Source organism: Streptomyces sp. NPDC005931, from assembly GCF_042871235.1.
In the GTDB taxonomy this organism is placed as follows: Bacteria; Actinomycetota; Actinomycetes; order Streptomycetales; family Streptomycetaceae; genus Streptomyces.
On sequence record NZ_JBIAIG010000003.1, the window covers coordinates 229,692 to 248,637 of the forward strand.

Genomic DNA, 18,946 nt, shown 5'->3' on the forward strand with positions numbered 1-18,946 from the left:
TGCCGGTGTGTGGCATGGTCACGGCATGCTGCTCTCGGCGCAGACGAGGTCCGTGACCGCCCGGGGGCCGCCCGCAGCCAGAGCGGCCCGCTGCCGGTCCGCGCCCGTTCCGTTCTGCAGCAGCCGGTGGATCAAGGCGGTGACCTGCCGGGAGGTGCCCGCCGCGTCGAGCGCGGGAGCGACGTACCGCTGGAGTTCGTACAGCACGTCACCGGCACGGCGCCGGTTGCCGACGGGGTCGATCAGGGCGTCGCTCAGACCGTGACGGGCGGCGTGCCACATGGATGCCTGCAGCAGTTCGGGGGCGCAGTCGGGCACGGGTACTTCGGCCGTCGTCTCCTGGATGGCGGTGACCACCAGGGCCTGGACGATGCCCGCGAGCATGACCGCGTCGTCCGCGTGCAGCTGGACGTCCATGCACCGCACCTCGACGGTGGGGTACCGGTCCGAGAGGCGTGCCAGCCAGTACAGCTGTCCGGTGTCGGAGATCAGACCGCTGTCGAGCAGATGCCGCACGCGCCGGTCGTGGTCGGCGACGTCGTGGAAGTACGGGGGAACGCCGCTGACCGGCCAGCGGCTGAAGATCACGGTGCGCCAGCTGGCGAAGCCGGTGTCGTGACCGTCCCAGAGCGGAGAGTTGGCCGACATGGCCGTCAGGGTCGGCAACCACACCCTGATCCGGTTCAGGACCTGTACGCCCGTCTCCCTGCTGGGCACGGCGACGTGCACGTGCATGCCGTTGACCAGCTGCTCCGCCACCAACTGGGGCGCCTGGGTGAGCATGGCCCGGTAACGGGCCTTGTCGGTGACCGCCACGGGGTGACCGTGGCGCAGCGGGGGCGTCCCGCAGGCCGCGATCCGGCAGCCGTGCGCCTCGGCGGCCGCCCCGATCGCGTGACGCAGCCGCAGCAGGTGCCCGCCGGCCTCGTCCGGAGTGGCACAGACCGGCGTGGCCACCTCGACCTGTGCCTGGAGCAGCTCGTACTGCACCTCCTGGTCGGACACCAGACGCGCCAGACCCGACGCGTCGCGCACCTTGTCGGCCAGGGGGACCGGCAGACCCGTGACCGGGTCGAGCAGCAGGTACTCCTCTTCCACACCGATCGTCGTCATCGGGCACCCTCGTTCTGCCCCGTCGCCGGGACCGGATCGCGACACGCCGGGGTGGACGCTCGCGGTGCCCCGAGTTGCCGCCGCCACGAGGTCACAAACACCGGCCGGTCCGTGCGCGTGGATGAGCACCGCCGTGTTCTGGCCGGCGTCGGTGAACAGCAGATCCACCGGGTCCGCCCGTCGCCCCGCACGCCGATTCCCCGGAGGCCGAGTCCCGCGCGTCACGCGAGGTCGAGTTCCGCCCAGACCGACTTGCCCGGCGCGCCCTCGCGACGGGCGACCCCCCACCGCGTGGCCGGCCCGGCGACGATCAGCAGACCCCGGCCGGACTCCGCGTCGCCGGGCGGCCCCGCTTCGGAGAGGACGGGGACGCGCTCGGTCCGGGTGTCGGTGACCTCGACGCGCACGGTGCCGGTGCCGTGGGTCACCCGGACGTGGAGTCCCGTCCGGCGACGTGCCCGTGACGTACGGCGTTGGCCACCAGCTCGGCGGTGATCAAGGTGAAGGTGTCGTTGATCCGGCCGCCGTACGGGTGCCCCCACGCGTCGAGCCGGTGGGAGACAAGTCTGCGGGCGAGGCGCGCGCCGCGCCGGGAGGAGGTGAAGGCCATCGCGAACTCGTGGCCGTGGCGAACGGGTTCGGCCTCGGCGCCGGGGGCGTGCATCCGTGGGGTGGAGATGGGGCTGTTCATGTGGCTCACGGTGCCGGTGTCGTCCTAGCGTGCTGCTGGGCAGGGGACGGGCGCGCAGGCTCGTGCACATCTTCGATACCGCCGGTGAGCGCTTCACCAAGCTGGAGGACACCGACGCGCTGCGGTACGTGCGGACCGCCCGCACCTTCGTCTTCGTACTTGACCCGTTGTCGGTGGCCGCGTTCTGGCAGGGGTTGTCCGCCGAGCGACAAGCCCACATGGATCGCTCCCTCGCCTCTCCGGTCGATCCGGAACTCGTCTTCAACCAGAGTGCGCAGACGATGAAGCGCATGAACGGCGCCCTCACTCAGTCCCGGCTCGCGGTGGCCGTCAGCAAGTACGACCTGCTGCGACGGCAGCCGCTGCTGGGTGAACACCGGCCGGACGACAGCCAGTCCACCCGGGCCTGGCTCGTCGATGTGCTGGGGCTGGGCAATTTGGCGCGCGCCATGGAGATGGAGTGTCGTGAGGTGCGCTTCTTCTTCGCGGCGCTGCTCATCGCCGAGGGCGCGCAGGTGGACGGCAGTATCGCCCCGCTGGTCGACTGGTGTCTCGGGTCCGGCCGTTACGACGCCACGACGTCCGCCGACCGGGCGCCCCAGCGGTGAGGTGACAGCGATCACCGCCCGGTGTGTACGAAGGCCGCCCAGGACGCGATGTCCGACTGATCGTGGCTGCGGAGTTGGGCACGCATCCGCCCGGGCATGGCCACCGGCGGTTTCTGACGGCCCACCATGCACAGCTGCGCGGTCCGCAGGGCGTCCGCGGGTGCCAGGCCCTCCTCCTTGAGGAAGTGGTGGAACATGAACATCAGCACCGAGGTCGCGTCGTCCGGCACGCTCCAGGTCGCACTGACCACCGACCGGACCCGGCCGGCCAGCAGTGTGGTGCTCAGGCTGAACGCCTCGTCGTAGCCGCGCCCGGACCGGCCGCTGCTGCACGCGGCCAGGACGGCGAGCGCGATGCCGCGGTCGGGTCCGGTGCCCAGGGTCCGCACCAGCCGCTCGGCGGCGAGGTGTTCTCCTCGGTCGAGCAGCAGGTAGGAACTGTCTCGTGCCGAAGTCGTCTGCTCGACGATTCCGTGGCAGGCCAGGTGCATCATGGTGCCGCCGTCGGGATCGGCGAGCCAGCGCAGCACCTCGTCGCGGGTGCCCGATCCTTCCTGACTGAGCTCTCCGTCGGGGAGCCTGCCGACGTATCGTGCGTCCGGATAGAAGCAGTCCTTGATCGCCAGCGCTTCGAGGCGTGCGGCGGGGAGGTCCCTCGCTTTTCCGGCGGGGTCGGGGTCGCCGACCACCAGTCCCGTCGCGGTGAGGGGCACCGGAGCGTGCCAGGCCGACTCGCACAACAGCCGGGCGGACGGCGCGTAGGAGAAGACGACGCGTTCCATGGCGTAGCGCCACGTCCCGTCCGTCGACCTGGTGCGCGCCGCGTGCCACGGCACTCGGGCCAGTTCCCGTACGGGAATCAGCACCAGTCGCGCCGGGCGGTCCGCGGGCAGGTTCAGATGGCGCTCGACGAGCGGTCCGATCGCGGCCTCCCACGCCCACTCGCAGATGTCCTCGAGCGCCTGCGGGGCCCTGGCCCGTGCCCCCAGCAGAGCGCTGTCACGGGTGCGCGCATCCCCGCCCTCCATGCCCTGAGCGGCGTCGAAGAGGAACGCTTCGAACTCTGACATGCCGTTGTCGTTCAACTTCGGCAGCAGGAACCAGGTCGGGGGTGCGTCGGCCGGGATCACGACAGCGGCTCCGTTGAGCTCGTCACCCGGTACCAAGTAGACGAGCGCGTCCGCGCCGAGCGAACGCAGGGCGGCCCTCGTCTCGTGGGGCTGCGGCGGGTCGAGCAGCCGGGTCGTGCCCTTGGCCGGACTGGCCTTCGGCGAGCCGTCGGCCGTCAGCTCGACACCCGCCAGCGCGCCGACGACCCGGCGTCGCAGCTCACCCGGGATGTCGTCCGGTGTGTGACTCCGCTGTGCCCGGGCCCATTCCTCGGCGAGGGCCGGGGCGCCCTCGGCGGTGAGCCGGGCCTCGATGTCACGGGTCTCGGCGGTGGCGTAGAGGATCAGACCGCGGCCCGCGTCCAGGGCGGTGGCGGCGCCTTCCGGATCATGGTCCATCAGGCACAGTCGCGCCGTGTCCAGGGCGTCGCCGGCCGCGTCGCGTGCGGTGGCCTGCATCTCGTCGGGCGTCGACTGCAGCAGCACGCTCCACGCGTGCCCGCGCAGCCCGCTCAGCGCCGTCGAGCGGCCCAGCTCATGGCGGCCGGCGAGCCGATAGGCGTGGGCCAGCGGCATGACGGTCGTGGTCCACAGCGCATGGGTGCTGGACTCGGCCTGCCGCCAGGCCTGTTCGAGCAGTTCGGTGCCGGTCTTGAGGTCGTGCCGGTCGCCGGTCATCTCAACCCGGCGCAGGTGCGCGACCCCGGCGAACATCAGGTAGTACGTGCGTCGCGGGTCGTGTTCCGTGGCGACGGACAGAGCCTCGGTGAGGTGGCGCACCGCGCTGTCCACCGACTGCGGGGTGTCCGTGGCCAGTTCGGCGGTGCCGAGCTGGGACAGCCTGAGGGCGCGTTCGTTGTCCGGGATGCCGACCTGGTCGGCCATCTCCCTGAACATGCGCAGATGGTCATCGCCTGCCGCGTTCACGAACTGGGCACGGCGCGCGCCCCCACCGCCCGTGCCGTTCGGCTGGAGCATCTCCAGAAAAGGGACGAGCTGGTTCCACACCTCGTCCACCGCCATCCGCAGCGGATCGCCCACAGGCAGCCGGAGGGCGCCCTCGCGCAGTTCCTCCAGCTTCTCCATGGCTCCCGCGGGGTCTCCACGCACGGCCTTGGCGCTGGCCTCCTGCAGCAGTGCCATCACCTTGCCGCGGTCGAACAACGGTGACCGGGGATCCAGGCCGTCTGCGAACGCGCGGACGTCTTCGGCCAGGCGCTGGGCTGCCGCCGGATCCATGTCGTCCTGGATGACCAGTTGCTGCAGTCCCCTCCGCGCCGCGTCGACCAGGCCGGCCTGGGGCTGGGTGTCGCCGACGATCCGTGCGTACCGCTCCAGCTCCTTCAGCGCGGCGCGCGGACGGTATCCCGGCCGGCTCTCCTGCCAGGCCACGAGCAGGTCCGCGGCCCGCAGCGCGGCGGAGGTCACGGGCCATTCCGGAAGCGGGGACGCGTCCGTGTCGGCGATGTCCACGAGAACCATCGCGCGGGGCATGCGCGTCGACCCCAGGAGCGTGCCCGACCTGATGAGGGCGGTCGCCAGTACGGCAGCCAGTTTGGCCCGGCCGGGCAGCTCCACCGGCAGGTCGTCGAAGTCGTCGAGGGCTCCGTCGATGTCCGTGGGGTCCTTAATGATCGCGTCGTAACGGGTGGCCCGCATCCAGCAGCGCGCGAACAGCCAGGGCACGCGGTCGTGCGGGCCGGCCATCTCGATGGCCTGAGTGGTACGTGCGATGACCATGGCCAGCGTGTCCGCCGACGCCGTGTCACTCATGCCGGCTCCTTTGCCGATAGAGATCAGAACACACTTGAACGAATCAGCCTTCGGCCACGGAGCGCATCGCGCGTACCCACGCGATGGCGGCGAAGTTCTTGGCCGCGATCTCGATTTCCACCTTCTCGAAACCGACGGCCGACAGTCCCTCGTAACCGGTGTCGACGAGGTCCTGGTAGAGCGTGTCCGAGAAGGCGGTCACCAGGTCGTAGTCGGGGGACTCCGCCAGAATGCGGCGTACGGGGCCGGAGTCGAGTACGCGGAAGAGGGCAACCACGGCGGAGCCCGCGTATCCGCTGTCGGCCTCGTGCACGATGCCCTGGTGCAGACTGGCCCGCATCCGCACACTGCCCGGCTTGCGCCCCGAACTCTCCTTTCCGGCAACGGATTTGGTCGCGGACGCTCGTGCGTTGGCCGCTGCCAGGCCCGCTGTGAGTGCGGCCAGGAGTCCGGGTACAACCCTGGCCTCCTCGACACCCGGTTCCAGGACGAGGAGGTAGCCGTCGCCCTGGGCCTGCCTACCGCAGCGCTCCCAGACGACTCCGGCCCGCTCGCAGGCCGTGCGCAGGGTGCGCAGCAGCACTCGCTGCAACCAGACCATGTTGGCGTTGTCACGGGTGCTGTACTTCTCGATGTCCACCGCAAGACACAGTCGCCGAAACCCCGGGGGCATCTCCTCGTCGTCCGGCTCCCATTCATCGGACTTCGGCATCTCGTACTCGTACGGGGCCAGAGCCCAGGCCGCGGGCAAGGTCCCCGGCCGCGCGAGCGGGGTGACCGCTGTCCACATGTCCGCCGCCCTCATACGGAACGGCGTCTCGCAGCGTGTCTCGGCCGCCCGGCGCAGCAGGGTGCCACCGAGCACCGGCTGCACGGTCGTCGCGCTGAGACTGATCCGGCCGGTTACCGCCGTCGAGGACGCCGGCATCCGCACCACGGCCTGTGCCCACCGCCCGTCGGGTCGGAGCACACCGCCGCGTCCCGGGGCCCGGAAAGTCCAGCGGAGCCGCTGTCTGCCAAGCCCGAACACGGAGATCTCCGTTCCGTCGGCGGCGACGGTGCCCGGAGCAGGGTCCAGGCTCAGCGCGTACAGACCCTCGGCCAGGTCGATGATGAGGGTGACCTGTTCGTAGTGGCGTCCGTCGGGCAACTCCTCCAGATCGAACGGGAAGCAGACCAGGAACTCACGGTCCCTGTCCGCTGACGCGCGGCGGCAGCCCGGGTCCTCCAGGGCGTAGGCGAGCGGTCGGCCGAGGGACACACCGCCGATCCGGTCGTGGACGGACGGCCCTCCTCCCTTGGGAACCACTCCGTCGAGGGCGACGAGATCCTGCGTGGCGAGCACGTCACTCCACACCTCCCCATCGTCACCGCCGTCGTCGTCCGCATCCGTGTACGCCGTGTCGTCCCGCATTCGTCCGGTCCCCCTCGTGTGCGTGCCGTGCGCGTCCCGGTGCCGGCTCCGGTCAGCCGTCGAGTTCTGTCAGCAGGGCGGCCCGTCGCAGCCCGGCGACAGACAGGACGGTCGTCCGTCCGTAGCCGACCTGTATGACTCCCCGCCCGGCCAGTTCGCCGAGCGCGTGGTGCACTCTGCGCTCCCTGGCACCGACGAGTCCGGCGAGCTCCGCCTGGGTCAGCCGCGGTCCGACCAGCACGCCGCCGTGCTGTGGCTCCCCGTAGTCCTGGACCAGGTCGAGGAGAACCCTGGCGACCCGGGTCCCCACCGGACAGCCGCCGAAGTCGCCCCGGCGCCGCACCGACCACCTGTTCTTGCGCACCAGCATCCGGCTCACGGCCAGCGCCGCGGCCGGATTCCCGTCCAGGCATTCCAGGAAGTCGCGCTGGCCGATGCGTCGGGCGGTCACGGCCCCGGCAGCGGTGACGTTGGCCGACCTGGGCCGGTTGTCGAAGGTGGCGAACTCCCCGACCAGATCCCCGCCGATCCGGATGGCCAGCAGCGCGGTGTTCCCGTCATCCGCGGTCGTGGTGATCTTTGTGACACCGTCGAGCAGGAGCAGTACGAAAGTCTCCCGCAGGCCTTCGATCAGGAGGTGTTCGCCCGCCTCGTACGAGCGGGGTGTTCCCAGGGAGAGCAGGGCCTTGGCCACCTCCGGGGAACCGGCCAGTTCGGCCAGGAACGTGCCGTGCGGCCACGGGCCGACAGCTCCAGGGTCCTCCGCTCGCCTCTCTGACATCACGGCACCTCTCCAGAAAACCTTGCTTTCTGCGGCATTGGCGACGTATCGCATCGTATCCGCCGAGCAGCGAACAGCCTCTCCTTTCGCCCAAGTTGGGCGACGGAGGTGACCTTCGGATCCGCTGTGGACCCAGGTGCGGCATTCCGCGTCCGCATTCCGCAGTGCTGCGGAGAGGCTGTCACCGCGGTTGCCGCACCCTGGCTGTTCGGGGGACAGCGCGGGGGCCCGGCCCGTCACTGACAGCCGGGTCCCCGTCGCTCGCGGCCCCGATGCGCGGCGGACGGCCGACGGGATCACGCGTCGGCCTGCCGGGGCCGGGGCAGCGCGTCGGCGTGCACGGTCCACACCCGGTAGTGGAATTCCTCGCCCCCGTCCATCTGCTGGTCGCGCGCTCCGTCCCAGACCTCCTGGAGCAGTGCGCCAAGAGCGGGGGCGGTCAGGTGCGCGGACCGGTCGCGGGCCTCCCGCGAGGCGAGTGCGCTGAGGTCCATCCGGCGGTCGCCGACGATCAGGTGGATCGTCTCGGGGCGCGGGCCCCGCTCGGGTACGTCCCCGGGCCAGTACACCCGCACAGGGGCGGTCGCGCGGTGGGTGTGGGGCTCCGTGCGGTAGCCACTGGGCTGGTCGTTGGTCACCAGTGCCGTGCGGCCGCTGAGTCCGACCCCTAGCACCCAGAAATACAGCGGCGTGCCGGCGCGGTTGTGCACCGTGACCCGGTAGAGGTCGCCGTCGTACAAGCGCTCGCCCATGGGTCTGATCACACGCCAGCCGCCGTACCCCGTGGACCGCCGGGTCTCGAACAGGACGTCCGGTCCGGCGTCGAGACGGCTCGAGTCCTGCGGGTCGCGCAGCCACCGCACGCGTTCGCCCCTGGCCAGCTCGTCCAGAAGCGCCATCACTGCGGAAGCATTGGAGTACGTCGGATCGGTCGGTCTGCGCACGGGCAGCCCCGCGCGGTCCAGCACCTCGGGCCTGCCGTCGCGGACGCGCACGACAGCGAAGGCCGCGTTCGCCTCGAGGGTCTCCGCCAGGCGCGGTGAGCGCACGAGTTCCTCACGCAGTGCGTCGGCGAACGGGCCGACGGCGTCGATCAGCACCTGTCGACGGTCGTGCACCCGTACGGCGAGCGCGTACGAGCCCGGCGGCACCAGCGCGCTGGACAGTTCGTCCCCCTGTGGCCGAAACGAGGTCCGCCTGGCGCGCAGCACCGCATCGCCCCCGCGCATCTCCTCCACGGTCGCCGGCACCGATGTCTCCCGGCCCCCGTCCTGCGCAGTGTCGTCGGGGAACACCATCCTGACCTCGTCCTCGGGACCGAGTCCGAACAGGGCCCCGCCCGGGATACGGAACCGGCCCTCCCGCCGCAGCAGGGGAAGTCGCTCCGGCTCGGCGGGCTCCTCCAGGGAGAACGGCAGCCTCCCTGAGGGCCCGCCCGCATCGGGCCACTGAAGCACCTGCTGCTGCTTGATCCGGTCGCGGGCCCGGGCCACCAGCGTGGTCCAGGGGACCGGACGGGCCACGGAGGCGTCGAGCAGGTCAGCGAGGGCCGCGGTGAACACCCCCTGCCGACCGGACCCGGGCCGGAGTTCGGCCTCGTACGCCGAGCCGTGCTGCTCGCACGCCGTCAGCCGTACGACGTTCGGTACCAGCGGGTCGTCCGAACCGGCCAGGAGGGCCGCGCGTGCGAGTCCCGCGTCCGGGGGCACGCGGGGCAGTCGTACGGACTTCAGCGCCCACCGGCCCGATTCGTACGCCGCCTCCCGTACCGCTCCGCCCGAGTGACAGGAGTCCAGGACACAGGTGATGTTGCGCGTGACCGCGGAGAGCGCGCGTACGGCGGCGGTGAGCTCCTCCGCGAGGTAACCGCGGAAGTCGGTCGAGCTGCTCTCGTCCATGTCGACGGGTACCAGGTACTGCAGCCCGTCCGACAGCCCGCCGTGCCCCGAGTAGTAGATGACCACCCCGTCACCCGGCCGGACGACACTGCGCAGCCTGGCCATGCCCTCCGTGATGCCCGAGTACCGGGCCCGCCTCCCGGTACGGACGTCGAGGTCGGTGAACCCGCGATCCGCGAGGACACGGCGCATCAGCTCGACGTCGGCGTGCACGCCGCTCAGTCCGTAGGTCTGGGCGCCGATCAATACAGCTCTCAGGGTCATTTCACACCCCCACGTGGATGAAGGGCGCCCAGTGGTACGGGTGCCGCCCGGCCACGGCCGGGCGCCGCACCGGCTCGCTGTCCCGCGACGACCCGAAGTGTTCGCGCGGGGGCCATGAGCGGGCGCGGGCCCGAGGACCCGGGGCGACCCCGGCCCGGCGCGCGAGCAGGTGGAACTCTTCGTCCCGTTCCGCGCCGGACAACCCGCGCACCTCGCGTTGAGCCAGGGCCAGTGCGTCGCCTACATGAGCGGTCTGGTGGCGGACCAGGTGCCGGTACATCCTGGTGATCACCAGGCATCCGACGCTGTCGTCCACCGGCCAGAGCGACACCACCGTATGCCGGGCACCGGTGATCAGGGCGGCCCTGGTCAGCCCCAGGACGTCGCCGCCCGAGGTGGCCCTGCCACGCCCGGTGTCGCAGGCGGACAGCACGAGCAGTTGCGGGTCGTGGACGACGGACAGGAGGTCGGCGAGGCCGAGGGAGTCCTCGCCGGCCAGAGGCAAGCGGCTGCGGTTCGGCGCGAGTTCGTCGACCAGACCATGAGTGGCGAGGTGCAGCACGTCGTGACCGGGGGCTGCCTCCATCACCTCGGCGCGGGTCGCCCCGACGTCCGTCAGCAGTTGGCTGCGAGGCAGCAGGCGGGCGATCTCGGCGGTCTCGACAGCAGTGCCGGGAAGTGCCGGCAGCCCCTGGCGGGGATCGCTCGCGGGAGCACCGACCAAGAGGGCCCCGAGTTCGCTCCAGGGCCGGTCCGGGCGCTGCGAGCGGCGCCGCGTGAGCTCGGCAGCGGCGGGCAGGTACGACACTTCGTGGGTGGCACCGAGGACGTCATCGTTCCAGGGCAGCACGTGGAACGGCAGCAGGGCGAGCGTCGCGGGCGGCACCACGATCACACGCCGGCACTCCCGGAGCGGCGCCGCGAAGGGCCGTAGCAGCCAAAGGGTGAGTTGGCGACCGTCGGCTTCCCCGCGGTCGCCGCCCACGGCCGCGGCGCACCAGTCGCGGTACCGGCGGGCGGTCGCCACCACGTGGTGGGCGAGCTTCCGATGACCGGGCGGTCCCGTCACCGGCTCGACCAGCAGCCTGTCGCGGGTCATGGCCCAGCCGACCAGCGAGTCGTCGTGGAGGTGGTGGGCGAGCAGCACGGTGTCAGGGGGCAGTGCCTCGGCAATGGCCGCCGCGTCAGGCACCACGTCGCCGACGACGGGGTTGAGAGCCGACGGAACCCGCATCCGTACGACCGCCTCGGCAGTGCTCAGCGCCTGGTTCGCGGCCTCGATACGCGTCCGCCGCCGGGCCAACGTCGTCTCGGCACCCCCGGACAGCCGCTCTCCGGCCGTCTCCGCCCGGTCGTCGTGCGCACCGACGGTCTCACGGCGGATGACACCCATGTGTTCCTCGAACTCCGCGGCCCAGCGGGCCTCGGCTGCCAGCCAGTTCCTGACGGCTGTACGGTCCTCACGGTCCGATCCCGCGGCATCGAGGGCGCGGACAGCGCTGAGGAACCCCGCCCGGACGCGCTCGGCCTGTGTGAAGGCGGCGGCTGCCGCGTCCTCGCCACCGGGCAGCAGCAAGGAGAGGACGGCTGCGTGGTGGAGCCCGGCCGGCACCGGGTCATCGGCGAAGGAGGCACGCAGCGTGTCTCTGGCCAGCCTGCGACGGTGCTCCTCGTACCCGGCGAGCCCGCGCAGCGCCTGGTCGGCGGCGTCCTCGTAGGAGCCCTCGGCCAGTGCCAGGTCGGCGCGCAGGGCGGCGCCTTCCCAGGAGTGGTCCACGTCGGGACCGATGACGCCGATCAGCGGAACATGCCTGCGCGCCCGCTCGGGGCTGCCCAGCCGTACCCACAGGTTGGCCGCCTGGACGGGGGAGAGCCGTGGCTCGACGACTCCGGCCTCGGCACGGGCCGTTTCCCACCGGCCCAACTCCGCGAGAGCGGCGCAGCGCACCAGGCTGCGGAGGACCTCGTGCGGGATCTGCCCGGCCCGGACAGCCGCCTGGTCGGCGAGCCGGTCCGCCTCCTCCTCCAGCCCCGCCGAACGTGACCGCCGGGACCGGAACAGGGCCTCCTGGGCCGGACAGGTCGCCAGATCGGAACGGAGACCTTCGAAGGCCTGGGCCAGCGGGCCGTCCGCCAGAGGACCGGTGCCTGCCACATGGAGTCCGCCGAGGCCGAGGGCGAGTTCGATGCGTGAGCTCGCGGCGGCCATCAGGTCGGGATCCCCCATGGTGGAGGCCTGCTGATGGAAGAGCTGGGCGCTGCGGATGACGCCGAGGCAGTGGGCGAGGTCGGGCGGTTCCCCCAGGTCGGTGTGGCGCCGAACGTGTGCGAGGTGGTCCCGCTGCTCCAGGTCACAGGTGACGACCGTGGCCAACCGGTGCCGCGCCGCCGCATAGGTGCCCGGCATCGGCGGGGCGCCTGTGTCCGCGGTGTCACCGTCCCGGTCCGGGGTCAGCAGTCGGGCCAGAGACGTGGCACGGCCGCTGCGCACCAGATACCCCTGCGCGCTCCAGGACTCAGCCCTGGCCTGGACGAGCTGGGCCAGCCCCCGCGCCCATGACGTGCTGCCGACCGTGCCGGCCCAGTCCCCCACGGTCGCCGCCACCTCGGCCTCCGCCGCGGATTCGGTGTCGGTGGCGATCAGGTCCAGAAGCTGGTGGACCCGGAGCAGCGCCGCGCAGGCTCCGTCGCCGGCCGTCACCGCCGCGGTGAGCGACGCGGCCATGGTCGCGCGGCAGGCCTCCGTTTCGCCGCGCAGTCGGTGGACGTGCGCGAGACGCAGCAGCGCCGCGGCTCGTCCGCGCTGCGAGTCCGCCGCCTGGTAGGCGGCTTCTGCGCGTTGGTACCGCTCGGCGGCCAGGGTGAGTCCCGGCGTGGTCGGCGGGACCGGCGGGACGACGCACTGCTCCGCCGAGCCCGGAGGACCGAGTTCCCAGTCGCCCCTGAACAGTTCGGCCAGACCGGTCGGGGCCGGGCGCCGGGCGGCGTACCGGAGTCCGGCGCGCAGCAGCGAGGTGGCCGCCTGTCGATCCCCTGCCCTCATACGCAGATCCGCCGCGAGCAGGAGATGGCAGGCCGCGGACTCCGCATGACCGGCTTCGGCGATCGGCTCGTACAGGTCGTCGAACCACTTCAGCGGTTCATCGATGCCCTTCGAGAGGTTCCACTCCGCGCCTTCGGTCCGCGCCCCGTAACGGTCGGCTCGTTCACGTGCGGCCTCGCCCGTCGTCGCCTGCCCCAGTGTCATCCGCGCGGACAGGAGGACGGGAACGCACTGTCCGGCCAGGTGCGCGCACAGCCGCAGCCGCTCGTCGGCGACGGGCCCGGATACCGTGGTCACGGCCTCGGTCTGTGGCGGGACGAGGTACCCGCCGGGAAGCCAGTCCGTGTCCATGGCGAGCGCGGCGGCCTGTATCGCGCGAGTCAGTGCGTGCGATGTGGGCGACATCCCGTCCAGGACGGCCAGAGCCCTCTTCGGCTCCCCGGCGGAGAGGGCGGCCGCCGCCGCGAACCAGGTGTCGAAGAGCGCTCGGTCCGGTCCGGCGGCTGCGCCTGACGTGCCGGCCGCGGAGCCGCTGCTCCCGTGCTCGATCCGGATCGCGGCGGGATCGACGCCTCGCACCTCGACGAGCAGCAGTGCAACCAGCTGATCGACGCGGAATCCGTCCCCCGTGCCTGCTGCCTCTCCCTTGAGTATCTCGGCCATGGTGTCCCCCCTCGCAGCCACCCGGACATCGACAGTAACGGCGTAAAACAGGAATGCGCCAGGCCTGTTTTGTCGAAGTCGAGAAGAGGAAATTTTCGATCCGCCATCCGGTCGATTGTGAACAATTTTTGGCAAGGCGGCAGGTGGACCAACGAGCAGTGTCGCGAGAGGGGTTAGGTTGACAGTACGAAACAATGGCCCCATCCCGGCGGGCTTCGGGTCGCTGCGAAATGCCGTTCTCCAGGGGTATCACGGTCCGTACCGGTCGATTCGGCAACGCTACTGGATTTCGGCAGGGGGCCCGGTGGAACGGCGGCAGGCAGGCGTCGGCAGCAGGAGTCGACGCGCCTTGTGCCCGTCGCGGCGCACCCAGTTCCGCATCCGTTCCTCGGTGAACTGCGCCGTGCACGCGGCGGAGTCCGTACGAGTTCGTCGAACGGGAATTCCTGGAGCGGCCATGCCGCGAAGTCGCGGATCCCTCCAGTCGAAGCATGAAGGCACCGAGCGGGCCGCGCCGGAAGCCGGAACGCCGAGAAATTCGCCGATTACCCCTACGAGCCCTCGGTCACGCGGAACTCGCCGCCCGGGTCAGCCACCGCCAATACCGCGAACGCCGCTCGCGTCGAGGGCTTCCTCGATCCGCCTCGCGCACCCCTTCTTGACCAGGTAGTGGCGGCCCTGCTGCCGGCCGACGAGCGCGCCAAGACACTGCACGGCGTCTACGAGGACCTCTTCAAGGTCCGGTCACTGGAGCGGGGCATCCCGGGCGTGGGCGCCGTCGGCAACGCCCTGCCCGGTTCATGACGCCTCTGCCACCCCGGTCCCGGCGAGGCCGTACCAGTAGCGGGCCTCGCCTTCGTCGCCCTCGGCGGACGCCACATCGCCGAGCAGGGCCAGGACCGCCGCCGGAAGCGGATGGGGTGCGGGAGCCGGGGGCACGGACACCGCGGGGGCCACCGACGCCGTAGCCGGACCCGGGGCGACCTCCGCGGGACCGTCCTCTTCGGACACCTCCGGCACCCACACCTCCCGGGCGCGTTCTCGCTGCCCCATATCGACCAGCAGCGCCGCGAAGTGGTAGCGCGCCGTCGACTCGGTCTCCGGGTCGCCGCAGGCGATGGCCTCCTCGAACCAGGAGTACGCCTCCTCGGGCCTGTTGTCCGTCACCAGTACCTGCGCCAGCAGGAGCAGCGCCTGCGGGCGGTGTTCGGTGTCCGCGGAGCGGGCCAGCGGCAGCAGTGTCTCCTCGGCCTGCCGCAGCAGTCGCATCCGGAACAGCGTGCTGCCCAGATAGCGCCGGGCGAGCGGCTCGACCTCCGGATCCCCGGTGGCCAGGGCGTCGGACAGCAGCCGTCGGGCCTCCTCGAAGTCGTTGTTCGAACGGCGTAAGACGCCGAGCAGGGCGCCTGCCCTCGGCGCGGTCTCCGCGGTGCCCACCCCCAGCGCGCCCTCCAGGAGGTCTCCGGCGGCCTGGAGCTCACCGATCTCCAGCAGGTGCTCGCCCATGCCGAGATAGGCCACGGCGATGGCCTCGGAGTCGCCCGAACGTTCCACGCCGAGAAGCAGTTCCTCCGCCGCGTCCTGGTCGCCCTCGCGCAGCAGCATGACGCACAGATAGGCGCGGGCGGCCTCGGTGACGTCCGTCGGGCGGTCCTCGACGACAGACCGCAGCAGCTCCCGGGCTTCGTCCAGCTCGCCGTCCTCGATCAGGAATTTCGCCAGCTGGAACCGGGCCATCTGCGCCACCGGGGCCTCACCGGTCCGCCCGGCCTCGCGCAGGTGACCGAGGCCCTCGGCCCGCCGTCCGGCATGCACATGGACCATCCCGAGCAGCGTGGTCGCCCAGGCCACGGCGGTGGCGTTGGCGGACTCGGCGACCACCCGCAGCAAACTCTCCGCGCGGGTGAACTGCTCGTTGTCGGCGAGCAGCAGGGCCAGGTCGATGCGGCCGATCAGCGACCACTCCTCATGGCCGGAGTCGATCGCGACCCGGTAGGCGTGTTCCGCCTCCGCCGACCGGCCCGCACCGGCGAGCAGGTCGCCCAGCAGGTCGGCCGCTCGCGGCCCCTGCTCCGGATGGTCCGACTCCATCACCTGCGTCAGCAGCTCCCGGGCCCCGGCCGTGCCGTCCTCCCCGGCCGCCAGCAGGGAGGCCAGGTTGATCCGGGCGATCCATGTCCACTCCCGGTGCCCCGAGTCGATCGCCACCCGGTAGGCCTCCTCGGCCTCAGTCGGCAGACCGGCCAGGGCGAGGAGTTCGCCGAGGAGGTCGGCCGCTCGCGGCACCTGCTCGGGGTGCCCCGAGCGGATCACCTCCGTCAGCAACTCCCGTACCGGGTCCATGTCGTCCGACTCGGCGGCCAGCACCACCGCGAGGTCGACGCGGGCCGTGTGCGACCAGTCCGGGTGCCCGGACTCCACCGCGGGCTCCAGCCACTCGCGGGCGGCCGGGCCGTCCTCCCGCGCGGTGTACCACTCGCCGAGGACGCAGGCCGCGCGCGGCCCCTGATCAGGGTGGCCCAGCTCCGTCACCTCACGCAGCAGGGGCAACGCCGTTTCGGCATCGCCCTGTTGCAGCAGTGCGATGCCGAGGGCGACCTGGGCGGTCGGTACCAGCAGCGGGTGCCCGGAGCGCAGCACGGCCTCGAACATCCGCTGGGCCTCGGCGAAGCGCCCTTGGAGGAGGTACAGCTCGCCGAGCCCCGACCGGGCGTGCGGGGTGGCATGGTATCCGCCGCTGTCCACGGCCGACTTCAGCAGTTCCTCGGCCCGATCGAGCCGGCCCTGGTGGGCATAGATGCCGCCGAGTCCCACCGATGCGAGGGCGGTGATCTGTCCGGCGATCGACTCGCTCAGGGCCCGGGACAGCGCCCATGGCTGCTCCGTGGGTTCCGCCGAGCCGCCCCGGGCGGCGGTGCCGCGCTTGCCAAGTGCCCGGCCCGAGTCGCGTCCCGCGCGTACTCCGGGTGAGGCGCCGGTCAGGACGCGGACCAGCTGGGTCTGGGCGAGCGGCGTCACCTCCGTGTCCCCGGCGGCCAGTACAGCCTCAAGGAGCCGCTCGGCCCGCTCGGCCTCGCCCTGTGCCGCCAGCAGCCGGGCGAGGCCGACCTGTGCCATCTGCGACACCTGCGGATCGCGGGAGGCGACGGCGGTTTCCAGCAGTGCCCGGGCTCGCGCGCGCTCGCCGGTCACCATGAGGACCCCAGCCAGGTCGAGTTGGGCCAGCGGGACGACGTCCTCGACGCCGGAGTCGGCCGCCCGGCCCAGCAGGTCCGCCGCCGCCTCGAAGTCGTTCTGGTACAGGCGCATCTCGCCGAGCATCAGCGAGGCCCGGGCCGCGCCGTCCCGGTCGTCGGTGGTCCTCGCGACCTGCTGGAACATCCGCTCGGCGACCTCGGACTCCTCACGCGTCAGCGCGACGTAGGCGGTGCGGAGCAGTTCGCCGGGCGGCTGCCGTTCGGCGAGGTAGTGCCAGGCGAGCGGCGGCACCGCGGCGGAGGGGTCGTCCGAACGGGTGTCCAGGTACTCGGACAAATAGGGGGAAGCGGCGTAAGCGGGCACCTCGCCGGAGACGCGGTGCAGCAGGGCGATGCTGCCGGCGACGGGCTCCCGCGCCCACGCCAGCCCGGTCCGGTAGAGCGTGTCGTCGGTGTCGGACTGGGGGTCGTGCGCGCTGAGGTAGGCGTCGAAGAGTTCGCGCAGCGCGGCCTCCGGCACCGCCTCCGTCATGCCCATCCGCAGCCAGTCCGTGGCCGCCTTCACCAGCGCCCAGCCGGCCGGGCAGCTCTCGGCGCCGTCGTCGAATCGCTGCTCCAGCGCGGGCGCGGCCACCATCAGTTCGCCGATGCCGCGGGCGGTGAAGTCCTCGCCGGGGTACAGACGCTGGGCGACGGTCTCGTCCACCGGCGTGAGTCGCGAGGGCAGTTCGACGGTGCGGGCCTTGCCCAGAACGGTACGGGAGACACGGCCGACGTCGTTCTCCATGGCGGTCAGCGTGGCCCGCTGCTTCGCCGGGATGGTGGCGACGACCGTGAGGGCCGGGAGCCGGCGGGCCAGCCGGTCGAGGATCTGCAGGTCGAGGCCGCCGGGCTGCAGGAAGCGGTGCAGGTCGTCCAGCCAGAGCACGCTGCGGTCCGGCCCGGTGGGCAGGTTGAGCCGGCTGAGGTCGTCGAGCACGCGCTGCTCCGGCTGATCGGGCCGCGGCACGATCAGCCGGGCGCCGGGCAGCGTGCGCCGCAACGCCTCATACAGGGTGCGGGACTTGCCGGCCTTGGAGCGGCCCGCGAGCACCACGAACCGGGCGTCGGCGAGGGCCGCGTCGAGTTCCCCGTCCTGTTGTCGCCGGGCCACGTAGGGCGCATCGTCCGGGCCGCTGCTGTACTTGGAGCGGGAGACGCCGATGTCGTACGGATCCACCTGGTCGACCCGGGGGATCTCGCCCTCCTCGGTCAGCGGGACCCACAGCAGGCTCTCCAGCCGGCCGCGCGTCTCCTCTGTCGTGGCGTCCCGTACGTGGGCGGCGAGCGGGGGCCAGTACCGGGCGAGGGCCTCGACCCGGATGGCGTAGGCGGTGCGCCGGTCGACCTTGCCCACGGAGTCGCGGGCGACCAGGATCCCGACGACACCCTGGCTGTTCATGTCCCACAACGGCGCACCGGAGAAGCCCTGTTCGAGCGCCCAGCCCGCGTGCGGGCTCGCCTCGACCTGCAGTCGGTCGTCGCCGGCCTGGCCGATGATCTCGCCCCGGGCGTAGACGCCCTCACGGGGATGCTCCTTGGGATACCCGTACGCCCGGAAGCGGTGGTCCCAGGTACCGGGGTCCGTGGTGCGCAGCGGTGCGGGCGCGGCGCCGGCGGGGGCAGGCCCAGCCAGTTCGAGGACGGCGATGTCACCGGTGTCGTGTCCGCCGGCCGGGTGCCAGCCCTCGGGTACGACGGTGGCGGCGATCGGGTCGTGGTGCCGGGCGAACTGGAACTGGACATAGACGGGATCCGTAGGGACGCCGGGTGCCGTGCCCGGCCGCACGACGTGCGCGCAGGTGAGGACTTGGCGGGGGGTGACCAGCAGGCCGGCGCCGACCGGGTTGTCGTCCCGGCCGCGGCGGATGCTCACTTGCCAAGGCGGGCGCTCCCAGGTGACGGACACCGCGTCACTCCGCCGGGTGCCGGTCGGTGCGGGACCAGTGGATCCTGACGCTGAAGTGCCCCTCCACGGCCGTCTTCGCGATCACCACGCCCGACTCCGCGTTGAGCTTCATCCCGAACTCGACCTCGTACTCGGCGGGTGCGAGGGCCTTGACGGATTCCACGACCGAGCGGAGGGCCGGGTGCACCGCGGCCAGCGCGTCCTCCAGCCGTCGGCTCGCCTGGACGACACCGCTCGGATCCCGGGCGATCAGCTCCAGCCCCGTGTCGTCCTCGTCCACCTCGATCAGGAGCGACGCTCCGTCAGGACCGCGGAACCGCACCAAATCGGCCATGAATCCCCCGAACTGCCACCGCCGGACGTTGTGCGTGAAGGATAGTGGTGCCCATACCGGCTGCGTGGGGATTTGGGCGATACGCCGACACCGGCCGAAACACGGACGGG

Annotated in this window: 10 protein-coding genes and 1 pseudogene; 2 read left to right on the plus strand and 9 right to left on the minus strand. The window is 71.9% G+C overall.

Going from position 1 to position 18,946, the window contains the following annotated elements:
- Positions 1-18: 18 nt before the first annotated feature.
- Both ACFYOV_RS08665 and ACFYOV_RS08670 read right to left on the minus strand, forming a co-directional pair.
- Positions 19-1,113, minus strand: a complete 1,095-nt coding sequence (locus tag ACFYOV_RS08665) for a glutamate--cysteine ligase (protein WP_389084566.1) — start codon at positions 1,111-1,113, stop codon at positions 19-21.
- Positions 1,114-1,334: 221 nt separating this feature from the next.
- Positions 1,335-1,723 (minus strand): annotated as a pseudogene (locus ACFYOV_RS08670) (ATP-binding protein).
- A gap of 110 nt (positions 1,724-1,833) precedes the next feature.
- Here ACFYOV_RS08670 and ACFYOV_RS08675 point away from each other — a divergent pair.
- Positions 1,834-2,412 (plus strand): hypothetical protein, encoded by a 579-nt coding sequence (locus tag ACFYOV_RS08675; protein ID WP_389084569.1) that lies wholly within the window; start codon positions 1,834-1,836, stop codon positions 2,410-2,412.
- A gap of 11 nt (positions 2,413-2,423) precedes the next feature.
- Here the strand turns inward: ACFYOV_RS08675 and ACFYOV_RS08680 are convergent, their stop codons facing one another.
- The 5 genes from ACFYOV_RS08680 to ACFYOV_RS08700 form a co-directional block, all read right to left on the minus strand.
- On the minus strand, positions 2,424-5,294 hold the full coding sequence (locus ACFYOV_RS08680; RefSeq protein ID WP_389084571.1) for a CHAT domain-containing protein: 2,871 nt from the start codon (positions 5,292-5,294) through the stop codon (positions 2,424-2,426).
- A gap of 43 nt (positions 5,295-5,337) precedes the next feature.
- Positions 5,338-6,708: a hypothetical protein gene (locus ACFYOV_RS08685; RefSeq protein WP_389084574.1), complete on the minus strand. Its 1,371-nt coding sequence runs from the start codon at positions 6,706-6,708 to the stop codon at positions 5,338-5,340.
- Between the two features lie 52 nt (positions 6,709-6,760).
- A complete protein-coding gene (locus tag ACFYOV_RS08690; protein ID WP_389084576.1) occupies positions 6,761-7,489 on the minus strand; it encodes a Crp/Fnr family transcriptional regulator in 729 nt (242 codons plus the stop codon).
- A 296-nt stretch (positions 7,490-7,785) separates the two neighbouring features.
- Positions 7,786-9,651, minus strand: a complete 1,866-nt coding sequence (locus tag ACFYOV_RS08695) for a caspase domain-containing protein (protein WP_389084579.1) — start codon at positions 9,649-9,651, stop codon at positions 7,786-7,788.
- Between the two features lies 1 nt (position 9,652).
- The gene (locus ACFYOV_RS08700) at positions 9,653-13,357 is read right to left on the minus strand and encodes a CHAT domain-containing protein (protein ID WP_389084581.1); all 3,705 of its coding nucleotides are present in this window, start codon (positions 13,355-13,357) and stop codon (positions 9,653-9,655) included.
- Between the two features lie 669 nt (positions 13,358-14,026).
- Between ACFYOV_RS08700 and ACFYOV_RS08705 the strand changes: the two genes are divergently transcribed.
- Complete coding sequence (locus ACFYOV_RS08705; protein ID WP_389084583.1) at positions 14,027-14,161, plus strand: hypothetical protein; 135 nt, start codon at positions 14,027-14,029, stop codon at positions 14,159-14,161.
- Here the strand turns inward: ACFYOV_RS08705 and ACFYOV_RS08710 are convergent.
- Both ACFYOV_RS08710 and ACFYOV_RS08715 read right to left on the minus strand, forming a co-directional pair.
- The gene (locus ACFYOV_RS08710) at positions 14,156-18,469 is read right to left on the minus strand and encodes a tetratricopeptide repeat protein (RefSeq protein WP_389084586.1); all 4,314 of its coding nucleotides are present in this window, start codon (positions 18,467-18,469) and stop codon (positions 14,156-14,158) included. The genes ACFYOV_RS08705 and ACFYOV_RS08710 overlap by 6 nt on opposite strands.
- A 37-nt stretch (positions 18,470-18,506) precedes the next feature.
- Positions 18,507-18,836, minus strand: a complete 330-nt coding sequence (locus tag ACFYOV_RS08715; protein ID WP_389084588.1) for a CU044_2847 family protein — start codon at positions 18,834-18,836, stop codon at positions 18,507-18,509.
- Positions 18,837-18,946: the final 110 nt, after the last annotated feature.